Annotated in this window: 16 protein-coding genes and 1 other RNA gene; 2 read left to right on the top strand and 15 right to left on the bottom strand. The window is 66.0% G+C overall.

The window, feature by feature from the left end; all coding sequences use genetic code 11:
• The 12 genes from murC to rnpB form a co-directional block, all read right to left on the bottom strand.
• Window positions 1-1446 carry a UDP-N-acetylmuramate--L-alanine ligase gene (gene murC / locus ACOOE1_RS08820; RefSeq protein WP_420405975.1) on the bottom strand — a complete coding sequence of 482 codons (1446 nt, stop codon included), beginning with the start codon at window positions 1444-1446 and terminating at the stop codon, window positions 1-3.
• Window positions 1443-2576, bottom strand: a complete 1134-nt coding sequence (murG, locus tag ACOOE1_RS08815; RefSeq protein WP_420405974.1) for an undecaprenyldiphospho-muramoylpentapeptide beta-N-acetylglucosaminyltransferase — start codon at window positions 2574-2576, stop codon at window positions 1443-1445. Before murG ends, murC begins: the two co-directional genes overlap by 4 nt.
• Complete coding sequence (locus ACOOE1_RS08810; RefSeq protein ID WP_420405973.1) at window positions 2576-3700, bottom strand: FtsW/RodA/SpoVE family cell cycle protein; 1125 nt, start codon at window positions 3698-3700, stop codon at window positions 2576-2578. Before ACOOE1_RS08810 ends, murG begins: the two co-directional genes overlap by 1 nt.
• Window positions 3697-5085 (bottom strand): UDP-N-acetylmuramoyl-L-alanine--D-glutamate ligase, encoded by a 1389-nt coding sequence (gene murD, locus ACOOE1_RS08805; RefSeq protein ID WP_420405972.1) that lies wholly within the window; start codon window positions 5083-5085, stop codon window positions 3697-3699. The genes ACOOE1_RS08810 and murD overlap by 4 nt, the downstream gene beginning before the upstream one ends.
• Before the next feature lie 2 nt (window positions 5086-5087).
• Window positions 5088-6176 (bottom strand): phospho-N-acetylmuramoyl-pentapeptide-transferase, encoded by a 1089-nt coding sequence (gene mraY / locus ACOOE1_RS08800; protein WP_420405971.1) that lies wholly within the window; start codon window positions 6174-6176, stop codon window positions 5088-5090.
• An 8-nt stretch (window positions 6177-6184) separates the two neighbouring features.
• On the bottom strand, window positions 6185-7621 hold the full coding sequence (locus ACOOE1_RS08795; RefSeq protein ID WP_420405970.1) for a UDP-N-acetylmuramoyl-tripeptide--D-alanyl-D-alanine ligase: 1437 nt from the start codon (window positions 7619-7621) through the stop codon (window positions 6185-6187).
• On the bottom strand, window positions 7618-9111 hold the full coding sequence (locus tag ACOOE1_RS08790) for a UDP-N-acetylmuramoyl-L-alanyl-D-glutamate--2,6-diaminopimelate ligase (protein WP_420405969.1): 1494 nt from the start codon (window positions 9109-9111) through the stop codon (window positions 7618-7620). Before ACOOE1_RS08790 ends, ACOOE1_RS08795 begins: the two co-directional genes overlap by 4 nt.
• Window positions 9098-10834: a peptidoglycan D,D-transpeptidase FtsI family protein gene (locus ACOOE1_RS08785; RefSeq protein WP_420405968.1), complete on the bottom strand. Its 1737-nt coding sequence runs from the start codon at window positions 10832-10834 to the stop codon at window positions 9098-9100. Before ACOOE1_RS08785 ends, ACOOE1_RS08790 begins: the two co-directional genes overlap by 14 nt.
• A complete protein-coding gene (gene ftsL / locus ACOOE1_RS08780) occupies window positions 10831-11202 on the bottom strand; it encodes a cell division protein FtsL (protein WP_420405967.1) in 372 nt (123 codons plus the stop codon). Before ftsL ends, ACOOE1_RS08785 begins: the two co-directional genes overlap by 4 nt.
• Window positions 11202-12167 (bottom strand): 16S rRNA (cytosine(1402)-N(4))-methyltransferase RsmH, encoded by a 966-nt coding sequence (gene rsmH, locus ACOOE1_RS08775; RefSeq protein ID WP_420405966.1) that lies wholly within the window; start codon window positions 12165-12167, stop codon window positions 11202-11204. The genes ftsL and rsmH overlap by 1 nt, the downstream gene beginning before the upstream one ends.
• Entirely contained in the window at window positions 12164-12625 is a 462-nt protein-coding gene (gene mraZ, locus ACOOE1_RS08770) for a division/cell wall cluster transcriptional repressor MraZ (RefSeq protein WP_420405965.1), read from the bottom strand. The genes rsmH and mraZ overlap by 4 nt, the downstream gene beginning before the upstream one ends.
• A gap of 420 nt (window positions 12626-13045) precedes the next feature.
• Window positions 13046-13436: RNase P RNA component class A (gene rnpB / locus ACOOE1_RS08765), an RNA gene on the bottom strand.
• A 196-nt stretch (window positions 13437-13632) separates the two neighbouring features.
• On the opposite strand from rnpB, the gene ACOOE1_RS08760 reads away from it, so the two are divergent.
• The gene (locus tag ACOOE1_RS08760) at window positions 13633-14067 is read left to right on the top strand and encodes a ketosteroid isomerase-related protein (protein WP_420405964.1); all 435 of its coding nucleotides are present in this window, start codon (window positions 13633-13635) and stop codon (window positions 14065-14067) included.
• Window positions 14064-14660 (top strand): hypothetical protein, encoded by a 597-nt coding sequence (locus ACOOE1_RS08755; RefSeq protein WP_420405963.1) that lies wholly within the window; start codon window positions 14064-14066, stop codon window positions 14658-14660. The genes ACOOE1_RS08760 and ACOOE1_RS08755 overlap by 4 nt, the downstream gene beginning before the upstream one ends.
• Window positions 14661-14666: 6 nt before the next feature.
• Here the strand turns inward: ACOOE1_RS08755 and ACOOE1_RS08750 are convergent, their stop codons facing one another.
• From ACOOE1_RS08750 to ACOOE1_RS08740, 3 genes are all read right to left on the bottom strand, one after another.
• Window positions 14667-15668 (bottom strand): DMT family transporter, encoded by a 1002-nt coding sequence (locus tag ACOOE1_RS08750; RefSeq protein WP_420405962.1) that lies wholly within the window; start codon window positions 15666-15668, stop codon window positions 14667-14669.
• A gap of 87 nt (window positions 15669-15755) precedes the next feature.
• Complete coding sequence (locus tag ACOOE1_RS08745) at window positions 15756-16475, bottom strand: LrgB family protein (RefSeq protein WP_420405961.1); 720 nt, start codon at window positions 16473-16475, stop codon at window positions 15756-15758.
• Complete coding sequence (locus ACOOE1_RS08740; RefSeq protein WP_420405960.1) at window positions 16475-16831, bottom strand: CidA/LrgA family protein; 357 nt, start codon at window positions 16829-16831, stop codon at window positions 16475-16477. Before ACOOE1_RS08740 ends, ACOOE1_RS08745 begins: the two co-directional genes overlap by 1 nt.
• Window positions 16832-16877 lie beyond the last annotated feature (46 nt).

Raw genomic sequence — 16877 nt, 5'->3', positions numbered from 1 at the left:
TCATTGCCCCTCCTTTCCGGCGACGCGCGCGGCGCCGCTTACCAGTGGTTCGAGCTCGTCCGGCAGGGCCTGGGCCCAGTTGGTGATGCTGCCGGCGCCGAGGCAGACCACCATGTCGCCCGGCCTGGCGATCTCGGCGACGATGTCGGCGAGTCCGGAGGGGGCGTCGAGTGCGTAGACATGGCGGTGGCCGCGGGCTCTGAGACCGGCGATCAGGCTGTCCCGGTCGGCGCCCTCGATCGGATCCTCGCCGGCGGCATAGACATCCGCGACGATCACGCCGTCGGCATCGTTGAAGCAGGCGCAGAAATCCTCGAACAGATCGTGCAGGCGCGAATAGCGGTGCGGCTGTACCACGGCAAAGACGCGGCCGTCCGGGCAGGCCGAGCGCGCGGCGGAGAGCACGGCGCTGATCTCGACCGGGTGGTGGCCGTAATCGTCGATCACCGAAATGCCCCCGGCCTCACCGGTCTTGGTGAAGCGGCGCTTCACCCCGCTGAAACCGGCGAGCGCGTTCGCGATCAGATCGTCCTCGAGGCCCATCTCGATGCCGATGGCGATCGCGGCAAGAGCGTTGGAGACATTGTGCTGGCCGTACATCGGCAGGATCACGCCCTCAAGCGTGCGCTCGGTGTCCTGCGCGCGGTCGGCGACCACGATGTCGAACCGCGCGCCGGAAGACGTGATCTCGAGATTGACGGCACGGACGTCGGCCTGCGGCGAGAAACCGTAGGTGACGATGCGGCGGTCGGCGACCTTCGGGATCAGCTTCTGCACCGTCGGATGGTCGATGCACAGGGTCGCGAATCCGTAGAACGGGATGTTCGCGACGAAAGCCCGGAAGGCGTCCTGCAGTTTCTCGAAATCGCCGTGGAAATCGAGATGTTCCGGATCGATGTTGGTGACGACGGCGATGGTCGCGGGCAGCCGGTTGAAGCTGCCGTCGCTCTCGTCCGCCTCGACCACCATCCAGTCGCCCGAGCCGAGCCGGGCGTTGGTGCCGTAGGCATTGATGATGCCGCCGTTGATCACGGTCGGGTCGAGACCTGCAGCGTCGAGCATGGCGGCGACCAGCGAGGTCGTGGTCGTCTTGCCGTGGGTGCCGGCGCAGGCGATCGACCATTTCAGCCGCATCAGCTCGCCGAGCATCTCGGAGCGGTGGACGACCGGAAGCATGCGCTCGCGCGCGGCCAGAACTTCCGGGTTGTCCTGCTTGATCGCGGTGGAGATGACGACGATCGAGGCATCTTCGATATTTGAGGCCTGCTGGCCGACGAACACCTTGATTCCGCGCTCTTTCAGGCGGCGCACATTGGCATTGTCGGAGAGGTCGGAGCCTTGCACCGAGTAGCCGAGATTGTGCAGCACCTCCGCAATGCCGGACATGCCGATGCCGCCGATGCCGGTGAAGTGCATGGTTCCGATGCTGAGCGGCATCTCTCTCATGCGGCGCGTCCTTGTTGCGGGTTTGTGGCGGCGGCGAGGTCCGGCGCGGTGGCAATGACGAGATCTGCGAGGCGTTCGGCCGCGTCCGGCGTGCCGAGATTGCGTGCCTCCGCGGCGGCGCGATTCAGGCGGTCCGGCGCCTTCAGCACCCCGAGCAGGGCACCGGCCAGTTTCGGTGCGGTGAATTCGTCCGGCTCGGTCATGACCCAGGCAGCCCCACCCGCCGCGACGGCGCGTGCATTGGCGGTCTGGTGGTCGTCTGCCGCACTCGGATAGGGGACCAGGATCGACGGGCGGCCGAGCGTGGTCAGCTCGGCAATGGTCGAGGCGCCGGAGCGTGCGATCACGAGGTCCGCCGAGGCCATGCGGTCCGGCAGGTCGTCGAAGAAGGCGCGGATGTCGGCGGCGACGCCGAGATGCTGATAATCGGCCTTTACCCGCTCGATATCCTCGGCCCGGCTCTGCTGGGTGATGCGCAGCCGTTTCCGCAGGGGCTCCGGCAGCTCGGCGATACCGGCGGGTACGACGTGCGAGAACACGGTCGCGCCCTGGCTGCCGCCGAAGACCAGCAGGTTCACCGGTCCGTCCGAGGAGGCGACTTTCTCGCCGCGCAGGGCGAGCACACTGTCGCGCACCGGGTTGCCGGTGAAATGACACTTCGCAGTCTCGCGTTCGGAAAGATTGGTCATCTCGCGGAAGGAGGTGGCGATTTTCGAGGCGTGTGGCGCGAGGAAGCGGTTGGCGCGGCCGAGCACCGCATTCTGCTCGTGCAGCACGGTCGGCAGACCGAGGAAGGCCGCCGCGCGCACGGTCGGAACCGAGGGATAGCCGCCGAAGCCGACCGCGATCGCGGCGCCGAGTTTTCTCATGTGAAGCGCTGCCTGCAGCGCGCCGATGCCCAGCTCGACGATCGCCTTCGCCTTGCCGGTGACGCCGCCCTTACTCGGGCTGGCGGCACGGATCCGGCGCACGGCGATCTCCCGGTTCTCGCCCTCGTAGCGGCCGCCCCGGTCGTCGGTGACCAGTGCGACGCGGATGCCGCGCTGGGTCAGCGCCTGGCCGAGGGAGAGGGCCGGGAAAATATGCCCGCCGGTGCCGCCGGCGGCGAGAATGACGGTTCCGCCGCTCATCACAAGGCCTCCATCCGGCCGGCCCGGCTGCGGGTCAGCGCCAGCAGCAGCCCCATGCCAAGAGCGAGCGCAAGCAGGGAGGAACCGCCATAGCTTATGAAGGGCAGGGTCATGCCTTTTGCCGGCATGAGCTGCAGGGCGGATGCCATATGGATGAGCGCCTGAAGGCCGAACTGGGCGAGCAGGCCCGCGCCCGCCAGCAGCACGAACAGGCTCTGCTCGGAGAACAGCCGCGCGAAACCGCGCAGAACGACGAAGCCGAAGAGCAGGATCAGCAGCAGGCAGACGATGGCGCCGAATTCCTCGCCGGCGACGGAGAAGACGAAGTCGGCGTGGGCATCGGGCAGAAAGGCCTTCACCTGGCCCTCGCCGGGGCCGGTGCCGAGCAGGCCGCCGCTGCGGAAGGCCTCGAGCGAGCGCTCCACCTGGTAGCTGTCGCCGGCTGCCGGATCTAGGAAGCGGTTGATCCGGTCGTTCACATGCGGCAGCAGTAAATAGGCCGCGACCATACCGCCGGCCCCGAGAAGGATCGCTCCGCCGACCAGCAACATCGGCAGACCGGCAAGGAAGAACTGGCCGAACCAGACCAGCGAGACGACGACGGTCTGTCCGAGATCCGGCTGCAGCAGCAACAGGGAGATGACGAGGCCGTAGAGCAGGATGGCGATCCAGTGCCCCGGAAAGCCGCTATCCTTGCGCCATTCGGCGAACATCCAGGCAGCGAGCACGGCAAAGCAGGGCTTTAGGAACTCCGAGGCCTGCAGGGAGAACCCGGCAACGCTCAGCCAGCGTCGTGCGCCCTTGATCTCGGCGCCGAAGATCAGGGTGAGGACCAGCAGGCCGATGCAGCCGATGAAGCCGATGGTCGCGGCGCGGCGAACCTGCAGAGGGCTCATCAGGGAACAGGCGAAGAGGACGCCGGCGGCGACCGGGAGCAGCATGAGCTGCCGACGGACGAAGTGATAGCTGTCGAGGCCGATGCGTTCCGCCACGGCCGGGCTGGCGGCGAAGATCATCAGGGCGCCGAAGAGGATGATGAGCAGCAGAACGCCGGCGGTCCAGCGGTCCACGGTCCACCACCAGCGGCCGAGTATGCTCGTGTCGGTGCGGGCGATCGTGCTCATGGCCGCGTCACCTCGCCTTCACCCGTCCCTGTCAGACGCAGGACCCGGTCGCGGAAGCGGTCGCCTCGCTGCTCGAAATTGTCGAACTGGTCGAAGGAGGCGGCGGCGGGGGACAGCAGAAGGGTTGCGCCGGGCAGATGTTCTTCCCGCGCCATCAGGTGCGCGGCGTCGACGGCCTTGTCGAGTGTGCCGCACTGGGTATGCGGAACCGCATCACCCAGCGTCTTGCCGAAGCTCGGCGCTGACTCTCCGATCAGGAAGGCGTGGCGGATGCGCGAAAAACAGGGTTTCAGCGGCGCGATCCCGCCTTCCTTCGCGCGGCCGCCGGCGATCCAGTAGATCGGATCGTAGCAGCCGAGCGCCCGTTCCGCGGCGTCCGCGTTGGTTGCCTTGCTGTCATTGACGTAGCGGATGCCGTCGCGCTCGACGACCAGCTCCTGTCGATGGGCGAGGCCGGGGAAACTGAAGATCGCTTCCGCGATCACTGCGGAATCGATTCCGGCGGCGCGGCAGGCGGCGAAGGCGGCCGCGGCATTCTGGTGATTGTGGTCGCCGGGCAGGGTTTTGGCCGGGGCGAGGCTGAGGACGGGCTTGCCGCAGGCGACGAGCGAGGCGCCCGAATAGCGCAGATCCGCCGCCGCGTTGTCCTTTCCGGAGATCCGCATCAGTTTCGGTGCCAGAGCGTCGATGCGGTCCGCGATGGCGGCGGCGTCCGGGTCGTCGATCCCGACGATGGCGGTGTCACCAGCGCTCTGGTTCGCGAAGATCCGGGCCTTGGCCGCGATATAGCCTCTCAGCCCGCCGTGCCGGTCGAGATGGTCCGGCGAGATGTTCAGCAGGATGGCGATTTCGGGGGCGAGCGACGGCGCGAGCTCGAGCTGGTAGGAGCTGAGCTCGAGAATGCAGGTGCCGTCGGCGTCGAACGGTTCGAAGGAGAGCACCGGCGTGCCGAGATTGCCGCCGACTTCGACCTTCTTGCCGGCAGTCTCGAATATGTGCCCGATCAGCGCGGTGGTTGTCGATTTGCCGTTGGTGCCGGTGATGGCGATCACCCGGGCGTCCGGACATTCGGCAAGCATCAACTCGACGTCGCCGATGATCGGCACACCCGCTGCCTTCGCTTTGGCGGCCGCCGGGTGCGGTTCGGGATACGTGTGCGGAATGCCGGGGCTCAGGACCAGGTAATCGATCCCGGACCAGTCGACGGCGTCCGGGGACTCGATCGTCGCGTCCCGCCGCCCCGCGCTCGCGCGCCGCTCGTCGCTGTCGTCCCAGGCAAGGACCTCCGCGCCGCCCTCGACCAGGGCCTCGACGGTCGCGAGACCGCTGAGGCCGAGGCCCATGACGAAGAGGCGTTTACCCGATTTGCTGTGGCAGGGGATCATCTCTACCTCAGCTTCAGGGTGGACAGGCCGATCAGCGCCAGAATGACGGCGATGATCCAGAACCGGATGACGATGGTCGGCTCCGCCCAGCCCTTCTTTTCGAAGTGATGATGCAGCGGCGCCATGCGGAAGACGCGCCGGCCGGTGAGCTTGAAGGAGGCGACCTGGACGATCACCGAGACGGTCTCCAGCACGAAGAGGCCGCCGATGATGGCGAGCACCAGTTCGTGCTTGGTGACGATGGAGATGGTGCCGAGCGCGCCGCCGAGGGAGAGCGAGCCGGTATCGCCCATGAAGACCATGGCCGGCGGGGCGTTGAACCAGAGGAAGCCGAGACCGGCGCCGAGCAGGGCGCCGCAGAATACCGCAAGCTCACCGGTGCCGGGCACGTGGTTGATCTGCAGGTAGTTGGCGAACACTGCGTTGCCGGTCAGGTAGGCGATCAGCGCGAAGCAGAGACAGGCGATCATCACCGGGACGATGGCAAGCCCGTCGAGCCCGTCGGTCAGGTTGACCGCGTTCGAGGCGCCGACCATGACGAAGATCGCGAAAGGCGCGAAGAACCAGCCGAGATTGATCAGCACATCCTTGAAGAACGGCACCGCGAGGCCGTTGGCGAGGCTCTCCGGCATTGCGGCCTGCACCATCAGCACCGCGACGAGGGAGATTGCGATCTGGCCGGCGAGCTTCAGTTTGCCCGGAAGGCCCTTGGTGTTGCGTTTGGTCAGCTTCAGGAAGTCGTCCGCGAAGCCGAGCAGCCCGAAACCGCCGGTAACCAGTAGCACGGCCCAGATGAAGCTGTTGCTGAGGTCGGCCCAGAGCAGGGTCGATATCGAGAGCGCGATCAGGATCAGGAGCCCGCCCATGGTCGGCGTGCCCTTCTTGGTCAGCAGATGGCTTTCCGGTCCGTCCTCGCGGATCGGCTGCCCTTCGCGCTGCTTGGAACGCAGCCAGTTGATCAGCCAGGGGCCGAGCACAAATCCGATCAGCAGCGCGGTCATGATCGCGCCGCCGGTCCGGAAGGTGAGGTACCGGAACAGGTTGAAGACCTGGAACTGGTCGGCGAGCGGGACGAGAAGATTGTACAGCATGGCGCGGCCTAGCCTCCGTAGGCCGCATTGCGCGGCATGGTCTGTCGGGTTTTCGGAAGCGCGCGGATTGCGGTGACGATGGGCGCCATCCCGGTGCCAAGGGAGCCCTTCACCAGCACCACGTCGCCCTCTTCGACCTGGTCGGCGACCATGGCCGCGACGTCCTCGGCGCTGTTCCCGTGTCCGCCGAGCAGAACCGGGGGCAGATTGCGCGCCATCCGGCCCATCATCGGTCCGACGGTGAAAACCAGGTCGGCGGCGCCGCAGACCTTGGCCAGCAGATTGAGGTGGAGGAATTCCGAACGGTCCCCGAGTTCCAGCATGTCGCCGAGCACGGCCACGCGCCGCCCGGTGCCTTTCGGCTTGGTCATGGCAAGCACTTCGAGCGCCGCGGTTACCGAGGCCGGGCTGGCGTTGTAGCTCTCGTCGATCAGCAGCAGACCGGCCTCTCCGAGCAAGATCTCTTCCTGTCGTCCACGTCCGGCCTTGGCGGAGATTTCGCGCATGGCCCGCGCCGCCGTCTGCAAATCGAGACCGAGCGCGTGCACGCACGCCAGCACACCGACGGAATTGAAAGCCCAGTGGAGACCGATCCCATCGATCCGGTAGACCAGTTGCCGATCATCGACGCGCACCACGATGTTCGAACCGGACGGGCCGCATTCTGCGCCGATCAGGCGGACGTCGGCATCTTCGCTGCGTCCGAAACTGACGATCTTTGCGCCGGCCGCTTCCGCCCGTTCGGCGCAGAAGTAGAAGTGCGCGTTGTCCCGGTTCAGTACCGCCAGGCCGCGGTCCTTCTCGAGACCCTCGAAGATTTCGGACTTCGCTTCGGCGATCTGTTCGACGTCGCGGAAATGCCCGATATGGGTCTCCTCGACATTTGTGATGACCGTCAGATGCGGGCGAACCAGCCGGGTGAGTTCGGAAATCTCGCCGAGATGGTTCATCCCGAGTTCGAAGACAGCGTATTTGGTGTCCTGCGGGAGCCGGGCGAGGCTCAGCGGAGCGCCGATGTGGTTGTTCAGGTTGCCGGCGCTCGCATGGACGGTTCCGAAGGGGGTGAGGGCGGCGGCCAGCGAGTCCTTGGTGCCCGTCTTGCCGACGCTGCCGGTGACGGCAAGCACGGTCGCGTTCGAGCGCTGCCGGGCTGCGACGGCGATGTCGTGCAACCCCGCGAGCACGTCTCTCACCTGGAGCAGGGGCGCGTTCGCCCCGAGCCCGGCCGGAATGCGGCTGACCAGAGCGGCTGCGGCCCCGGCCTCGAGCGCGGACCTGACATAGTCGTGGCCGTCGACCCGCTCGCCGGGGAGGGCGACGAACAGGCAGCCGGGCGTCACCTTGCGGCTGTCGATGACCAGGTCCGCGACCTCGAAGGCGGGGCCGTGCAGGGTGCCGCGCGTCGCTTGTTCCAGCTCACCCGATGTCCAGAGCATTTCGGTCATCGGACGTCCCCCAGAAGCGCTGAAACGATAGCGCGCGCGGCGTCTCTGTCGTCGAAGTCCCGGGTCTCGGTTCCGACGATCTGATAGGTTTCGTGGCCTTTCCCGGCAATGATCAGCGCATCCTCGGGGCCAAGCGACCGGATCGCGGTCTCGATCGCCCTCGTCCGGTCGCCGATTTCGGCGGCACTCGGGCAGGTCGCCATGATTTCGGCGCGGATCGCGGCCGGATCCTCGGTCCGCGGATTGTCGTCCGTCACATAGACATGGTCGGCGAGTTCGATTGCGGTGCGGCCCATGATCGGACGCTTGCCCCGGTCGCGATCGCCGCCGCAGCCGAACACGACATGCAGCGCGCCGGCGACATGCGGGCGGATTGCCTTCAGCACAGTCTCCAGTGCCTCGGCCTTGTGGGCGTAATCGACGAAGATCGGCGCGCCGTTCGGATGCTGCGCGGCGCGTTCCATGCGCCCGCGCACGCCTTCGAGGCCTGCAAGAACGCCGACGACATGTTCCAGATCGGCGCCGGACGCGACGGTAACGGCGGTCGCGGCGAGGACGTTCATGGCCTGGAACGCGCCGATCAGCGAGAGCTCCACAGCGTGGCTGCGTCCGGCGTGTGTGATCGAGAAGCGCTGGCCGGTTGCAGTCGGCTCCCAGCCGGTCATGCGGAAATCGGCGCCGCCGCTCCGGCCGAAGGTCAGCACGCGGATCCCGCGTTCGGCGGCGATCTCGGCAAGCTCTGCGGATTGCGGGGCGTCCGCCGACAGGATCGCGGTCCCGTCGGGCTGCAGCACGCGCTCGAACAGTCCGGCCTTGGCCGTCAGATAGTCGGCCATGGTGCGGTGGTAGTCGAGATGCTCGTGGCTGAGATTGAGGAAGGCGGCGATGCCGACCTTCACCCCGTCGAGTCGGAACTGGTCGAGGCCGTGACTGGAGGCTTCCATGGCGAGATGGTCGATCCCGCGGTCGGCGAGGCCGGCGAGGGCGGCATGGAGGGCGACCGGGTCCGGCGTCGTCAGTCCGGGGCCTTCCGAGCCCGTATCGGTCGTGATCCCGAGGGTCCCGAGGCTGGCGCTCTTCGCGCCGAGCGCAGCCCAGATGCGGCGCACGAATTCGACGGTGGAGGTCTTCCCGCTGGTGCCGGTCACGGCGGCGACCGTTTCCGGCTGGCGGCCGTAGAAGCGGGCCGCCATCAGGGCGAGACGGCGGCGCGGGTTATCGTCCGCGATCAGGGCGATATCGGTCTCGCCCGGATCGGTGCCGTCTTCCGTCAGCACGGCGACCGCGCCGCGCTGCACCGCGTCTGTGATGAACTTGCGGCCGTCGAGCGTGCTGCCCGAGAGCGCGGCGAAGAGAAAGCCCGGCTTCACGTCCCGGCTGTCGGCGGTCAGGCCCGCGATCTCGCGCTCAAGCGCGCCGGACGCCGCCAGCGAGGCGGTCCGGGGATCGCGGCGAGCCAGGTCGCCGTTTATCAGCTCAGAAAGACGCAAGGGCTTTGTTTCCTTTGGGTTCGGGTATCTTCACCATGAGAGCGCGGCGGATTTCGGGCGCATCCTCGTCGACCGGCGCCACATTCAGGAGCGGCGCGGCACGCTCGATGACCCGTTTGACCGCCGGCGCGGCGACCCAGCCGCCGGTGGCGTAGCCGAAGCTGCTCTTGTTGCCTTTCGGCTCGTCGACCATCGCCAGCACGACGTAGCGGGGCGCATTCAGCGGAAATACGCCGACAAACGAGGAGAGCAGGGCCTTGCGGCGGTAAGCGCCGCCCTGGCCGGGCTTCTCCGCCGTGCCGGTCTTTCCTCCGACGAGATAACCCTCGGCGGCGGCGTTGCGGCCGGTGCCGTTCTCCACCACCAGGCGCAGCAGGCGCCGGACGGCTTCGGAGGTTTTTTCCTTGATGATGCGCTCGCCGACCAGCAGCTCGTCGCTACCGCGCCGAAGCAGGGTCGCGGGGCGGTGGATACCACCATTCACCACGGCCGCAACCCCATTCGCGAGATGCACCGGGCTGACCGCGATGCCGTGGCCGAAGGAGATCGTCATGGTGTTGATCGGACGCCACGGGCGCGGTGCCATCGGATGGCCGCGCTCCGGCAGTTCGATTGCGGAAGGCTTGAGAAAGCCGAGCTTTTCCATGAAGGCGCGCTGACGCTCGCTGCCCACATCCATCGCCATCTTCACGGATCCGACATTCGACGAGTACATGAAGATTTCCGGCACGGAGAGCCAGCGGTTCTTGGCGTGGTAGTCGCTGATCGTGAAGCGGGCGACCCGAATCGGCTTGCTCGCGTCGTAGCCGCCGGAGAGCGATGTGGTGCCGTAATCCAGCGCCATCGCGGTGTTAAAGATCTTGAAGGTCGAGCCCATCTCGTAGACGCCGAGCGAGGCCCGGTTGAAGAGCGCGTCGTCGGAGATCTTGTCGCGCCGGTTGGGGTCGAAATCCGGCAGGGAGACCATGGCGACGATCTCGGAACTGTTCGCATCCAGCACGATGCCGGCGGCGCCGATCCCGTCGAAGGCGTCGATCTGGGTCTGCAATTCCTCGCGCAGGATGTGCTGCACGCGGAGATCGACCGAGAGGCGCAGCGATTCGGTGCCGTCACGCAGCAGCGAGTCGTGTGACTTCTCGATCCCGGAGAGGCCGACATCGTCGAAGCCGGCGCGGCCGACGATATGGGCGGTCAGGCGACCCTGCGGATAGATCCGCTTGCTCTCCTTCTGGAAGTAGAGCCCCGGCACGCCGAGCCTGTTGATGTCGTATTGCTGGCGCGGCGTGAGGTTGCGCTTGATCCAGACGAACCGTTTGTCGGACGCCAGCTTGGCGAGCACGTCCTTGCGCTCGAGGTCCGGCAGCACGGTGCGCAGCTTGTCCGCCGCCTCAACCGGATCCATGACGTATTTCGGGTCGGCATAGAGCGAGGGGACGCTGAGCGTCGTCGCCAGCAGCATGCCGTTGCGGTCGACGATGTCCGCGCGGCCGGTCTTGTGCGCGAGATTGCTGCTTTCCTGCGCAAGGTTGGGCTCGGCGCCGCGATCGAACACCGAAACGTCTACCACCCGCGCCGCGATCACGCAAAAGGCGAGGGCGAAGACGGAGCCGGCGATCAGCAGCCGGGTGCGGCCCTGCTCCAGCGCCTGTCGTCCGGTGCCTTCGATCCGCACCGTCTTTTCCGGCTTCGGAAGGTCGTTGATGTCGATCCGGGTATGGGTCATTGGCCTGCCCCCACGGTCACCGGGCGCGCCATTGGCAGGATGATCCCGCCGGCATGGGCGGCTTCCGTCAGCGGCGCCTCGCCGTCGCTGTTGAGTGGCTGCGGCAGCATTTCGAGGGTGGCGCGCTGCAGGCGATCCGCCGGGCGTTCCTCGCTGAACTCGCGGACCAGACGCTCGAGCCGCTCGGGGCGGTTCAGGTAGCTCCACTCGGCTTTCAGGACCTGGATCGACTCCTCGTTCTCGAGGATTTCGCGATGCAGCGCGTTCAGCCGGTCCTCGCGTTCCTGCACCTCGTGCTTGACGAGGAAGAGCGTGATCCCGGCGCAGGTCGCAAGGAGAAGCCAAAGGGCTGTGGCGCGGCGTATCATCACGCGGCCTCCCTGTCCCAGGCCGGCGCATCAGTGCGTTCGGCGACTCGCAGTCGCGCGGAACGGGCGCGCGGATTGCGCCTTTCTTCTTCCGCCCCCGCGCTGATCGGCTTGCGGGTGATCTCGACAAAGCTTGGCAAAGGACCGGTCTCGCCGGTTTCCGGAACATGGCGGGACGGCCGCGCGCTCTTGCCGGCGCGGGTGCGGATAAAGGTCTTCACCCGGCGGTCTTCCAGACTGTGGAAGGAGACCACGGCGAGGCGCCCGCCCGGGCAGAGGATCCGTTCGGCGGCGGCGAGGCCCCGGTCGAGTTCCCCGAGTTCGTCGTTCACGTGAATACGCAGCGCCTGGAAGGTCCGGGTTGCGGGATCGATCGTGTCCTTGCCCCGGGCGCGCGGCACCACCCCCCGGACGATCTCAGCAAGCTGGGAGGTCCGAAGGATGGCGCCGCTGGTCCGTGCCAGGACGATGGCCTTGGCGATGCGGCGGGAATGCCGCTCTTCGCCGAGCCGGTAAATCAGGTTGGCGAGGTTCTGCTCGCTCTCGGTGTTCACGATGTCGGCCGCGCTCGGACCGGATTTCTCCATACGCATGTCGAGCGGGCCGTCCTCGCGGAAGGAGAAGCCGCGCGCCGCCTCGTCGATCTGCGGCGAGGAGACGCCGATGTCGAGCGCGACGCCGTCGACATGGTCGAAGCCGGATTCCTGCAAGAGGCTGTCCATGTCGCCGAAACGGCCGTGGATCAGCTTCAGGCGGCCGCCGAAACGGTCGATCAGCGCCTTGCCGCGGGCGATGGCGTCCGGGTCACGGTCGATCGCGACGACGCGGCAGTCCGCCGCCTCGAGAATGGCGGTGGTATAGCCACCGGCGCCGAAGGTGCCGTCGAGGAAGGTCTTGCCGTCGGTGATCTGCAGGGCGTCGACGACTTCGTCGCGGAGCACGGGGATGTGGATTGCGTCGCTCATTTGTCGCTCCCGCGCCCGGCCATCGGCAGGGTGATGCCGCGGTCGCGTGCGCGCTTGCGCTTCTCGTCACGGTGCGCCGCGTAGGCGTCCGGCTGCCAGAGCTGGAAGGACTTGCCGAGGCCGACGAACATGATGGTGTCGGAGATGCCCGCATAGTCGAGCAGATCCTTCGGCATCATCACGCGGCCATCGCCGTCGATGGTGAGCTGGCGCGCGTCGGCGAGAATGGTCTGCAGATCCTCCGCCTCTTCGGAGAAGGCGTCGAGCCGGTCAATCGAATCGACCATTTCCTGGATGCGCTCGTCGCCGCAGCCGTCGATGCAGGGATGCTTGAAGGACGGGTAGAGGATCAGGCCGGAGGAAGCCTGCCGTTCGAGGACGCTGCGGAAGGATGCCGGAACGGACACGCGGCCCTTCCGGTCAACCTTGTTCGCGAATGTGGACAGAAAAACTGCCACGACGTCCCCCGTTCAAATCCGGTCTTCCGCGTCCGGAAGTCCGTTCCACCCAGAAGCCGGAACCGTTGCCGGCCAGCCTTGTGTCCATCCGTCCGGGGCCGGCGCCCCGCTGCCGTGGAGTGGGCATGGGTCTGGTACGGTCCCTTATGGGATATATTGGGATATCATGGGAAAAACTGGAGTGCAATGGGAATATGGCGGGAAACCGCGGTATTCGCAGTGCTTTTATTGTGAATTTTGAAGGATTTAAGATTAAGGGACAGAACTCTCGGAACGGTTGCGGTTCCGCGGGAACAGCACGGCAAACAGAAAACCGAATTGGCGCCGAACTGATTATTTGTTCTTGTTTTGTTCTCTAAGAATTATATTTGCGATCCATGAGAAAACGCGCGCTTCGCGGGCTTCGATTGCGGGAAAAACGGGATCAGGCGGTCTGTAAGCCGGGTTCTGTCCGGTGCCCGAAAGCACCTGTATGGCCATTCCTCTGGGACGATCGTTACCGACCGCCTCGCGCGACCTACCCGGATGACGATGCGAAAACCCATCTGCCGCCGCCTCGCGGCGCGACCGGCCATCCCTATTTGGTCTTGCTCCCGGTGGGGTTTACCGTGCCGCGTCCGTTACCGTCCGCGCGGTGCGCTCTTACCGCACCCTTTCACCCTTGCCCGCCAGCCGAAGCGGGCGGGCGGTTTGCTTTCTGTGGCACTTTCCCTGGGGTCGCCCCCGCCGGGCGTTACCCGGCACCGTGTCTCCGTGGAGCCCGGACTTTCCTCCAGCGGCCGAAACCGCCAGCGGCCATCCAACCGCCTGATCCGCGCTAGAGATAGGGGCGAGATGCGCTGAAGGTCAAGCAGAGGCATCTCTGCGGTGAAATTAATGTCGGACGAAAGAAAACAGCTTCTGCATTGGCAGCTAGAATCGCCGCGATTGATTTGCGTAGCCGCCGGCTCCATTAAGGAGGCATGCGCGGCTTCGCCGTTTGTTTCCGATAGTCCGAGGTCATATCCATGTCAGCCGAAACAAATTCCTCCCAGAATGCCCAAGCTCTGGTGGAGCGCTACTACGCCGCCTTCAATGCCGGAGACGCGGGCGGCATGCTCGCCTGCCTCACCGAGGAGGTTGCGCACGACGTGAACCAGGGTGACCGCCGTGTCGGAAAGTCACTGTTTGCGGAGTTCTGCGCACATATGTCCCGCTGCTATCGCGAGGAGCTTACCGATATCGTCGTCATGCCGTCGGCGGACGGCGGCAGGGTTGCGGCCGAGTTCACGGTCGACGGCACCTATCTCGCCGACGACGAAGGTCTGCCGCCGGCGCGTGGCCAGACCTACCGCCTGCCGGCCGGGACCTTCTTCGAGATCTCGAGCGGTCTGATATCCCGCGTGACCACCTACTACAATCTCCAGGACTGGATCGCGCAGGTCACGGGCGAGGACGCATGAGCATAGGCTTTCTCACGCTGACGCCGGGCTCCGCCGAGTTCGGCGATGCAGTCGAACAGGTTGCGGCCCTGAGGATCAAGGTGTTCCGCGAATGGCCCTATCTCTACGACGGGACCGAAGAGTGGGAGCGCCGCTACATCTCGAAGCTGGCGGAGGCCGAAGGCGCCGTGGTGATCGCCGCGCGAGACGGGGAGAAGATCGTCGGAGTCTCGACCGGTATGCCGCTGCTGTCCGAGCATGACGAACTGATCACGCCGTTCCGCGGCTCGGACTTCCAGCCGGAGCAGGTGTTCTACGGTGCGGAGACGGTAATGTTGCCCGAGTATCGCGGACAGGGCCTCTATCGCGGATTTCTCGAGCGCCGACGGCAGCACGCGATCGTCCTCGGCGGATTCCGCTGGGAGACCTTCTGCGGCGTCGTCCGGCCGACGGACCATCCGCTCCGCGACCCGGCGATCCCGCCGCTCGATCCGGTCTGGTCCCATCTTGGCTACCGCAAGGTGGAAGGCTTGACCACCGACTTTTCCTGGCGGGATATCGATCAGACGGAGGAAACGGCGAAACCGATGCAGTTCTGGATCCGCGATCTTTGAGTCCTGCTAGCGCCGCGTTGCCCCGGTACCGCGCGGCGGATTGCTCGCGAGCGGGCGGTTGCGCTGGCGCTCGCGCAGGAAGACGAAGAGGCCAGCGCCCATGATGAGCACGATTCCGGCCCTGACCTCGATCCCCGGGATCTCGCCCCAGATCGCCCAGCCCCAGAACACGGCGAGCAGCAGACCGGTATATTCGAACGGGGCAATGATCGCGGCATCAGCCGAGCGGTAGGCGGCGGAGAGACAATAGGCGACCGCGGCCGAGTTGAAACCGAGGCCGATGAAGAGCCAGAGATCCACGCCCTCGGGCCAGACCCAGGCCCGGAGCAGGAAGACCAGGCTCTCGTTGTCCGTGCCTTCGGCAAAGCGGCCGTCTCCGGCAAATACCCAGAACAGGCCGGCGACGGCAAGAAACATGGTCTGGATATAGACGGCCAGCGCGGAGGGCTTGCTGCTCATGCCGAGCTTGCGGGTCATGATCTGCATCCCGGCATAGGTCAGGGCGGCAATGATCGGCAGGATCAGGACCAGGCGGCTGACGCCGAGTTCCTCGGAACTCGCCCAGGGGCGCTGCATGATGATTACGCCGACGAAGCCGACCAGGACGGCGCCGATCCGGAAAGGACCGACCTTTTCGCCGAGGATCGGGATCGAGAGCAGTGTGATCAGGAGCGGCGCGACGAAGAAGAGCGCTGTCGCGTCGGCCAGTGGCAGCACCGCGAGCGCGGCGAAAAACGACATGTTTGCGATTACGACGAGCAGCCCGCGCAGCGCGTGCAGGCCCGGTCGCCGGGTCTTCAGGATCCGCCAGCCGCCTTCGAACTGCACGATCGCCAGGCTGAAGGCGATCCCGATCGCCGAGCGGGTGAAGACCATCTGGTGCAGCGGGTAGCCGCCGGAAAGCTGCTTGATCAGCATGTCGTTGATCGAGATCGCCAGCATGCCGATGAGGATGAGGGCGATCCCGAAGGTCGGACGGTCGATGGAGGATGTGGTGGAGTCGGTCATGGCGCAGAAACAGTATGCCTTTTGCCCCGTCCTGTCTTGTTCCGATGCGCCGCCGTCGCACGGACCTGGCGGCGCATGAAGGACAGTCTAGAAGACGAGCCGCCAGAGCAGAGGCAGCAGGATCGCGGTCGCCAGGGCATTCAGACCCATGGCAAGACCGGAGAAGGCGCCGGCGACCTCGCTGACCTGCATCGCCCGCGCGGTGCCGATGCCGTGCGCCGCGACTCCGATGGCGAAACCACGGGCCGACCAGTCCCTGATGCGGAAGACATTGAGAACAAGCGGACCGATCATTGCGCCGATGATTCCGGTCAGGATGACGAAGACGGCGGTGAGCGACGGCAGGCCGCCGAGTTTCTCGCTGATGCCCATGGCGACCGGCGTGGTGACCGATTTCGGTGCGATCGAGATCAGTGTCGCCTCCGAGACGTCGAACGCCCAGGCGATGGCGAGGGCGCTTCCGGTTGCGAGCAAGGAACCGAAGACCACGCTGAGCAGGATTGATGCCAGCGATTTGCGAATCCGCGCCACCTGGCGGTAGAGCGGCAGAGCGAGGGCCACCGTCGCCGGCCCAAGCAGGAAATGAACAAACTGCGCGCCCTCGAAATAGACAAGATAGGGCGTTCGGGTGACCGCGAGGATCGCCACGAGCACGATGACCGCGAGCAGCACGGGGTTGACCAGGGGATGCATGCCCAGCCGCTCGTAGAGCTTCTGTCCGCAGAGATAGGCCAGCAGCGTCAGAAAGAGGTGCAGCAGCGGGCTCGCCGAGAGATACACCCAGATATCGCTGAAATTGCCGTCCATCATTTCTCTCCTGCGGTCCGCGAGAGTTTCTTGAGGCCGATCATCAAGAGAGCGGTGAACAGGACGGTGATCGCGCTGCTGCCGATCAGCGCAACCGTGACACCGATCCATTCGCGCTCGATCAGCGAGAGATGAAGCATGACCCCGACGCCGGCAGGAATGAAAAGAAGCGACAGATTGCGGAGCAGGGTGTCGGAGACCGCCGCCACTGCTTCCGGTATTTCGCCGCGGATCATCAGCCCGATGAAGAGGATCACCATGCCGACGACCGGTCCGGGCAGGGGCAATCCGGTGGAGGCGATGAACAGCTCGCCCAGAAGTTGGCATCCGAGCAAGAGGGTAATGGCACCGATCATGGGGAACTCCGGCGGCTGGAACTCGACAGAGTCTAGCGCCGTCGCC

It is taken from the genome of Nisaea sp., from assembly GCF_965216895.1.
GTDB lineage: Bacteria > Pseudomonadota > Alphaproteobacteria > Thalassobaculales > Thalassobaculaceae > Nisaea.
Note: the sequence above shows the minus strand (reverse complement) of the source record. Positions and strands in the feature narration are given on the sequence as shown.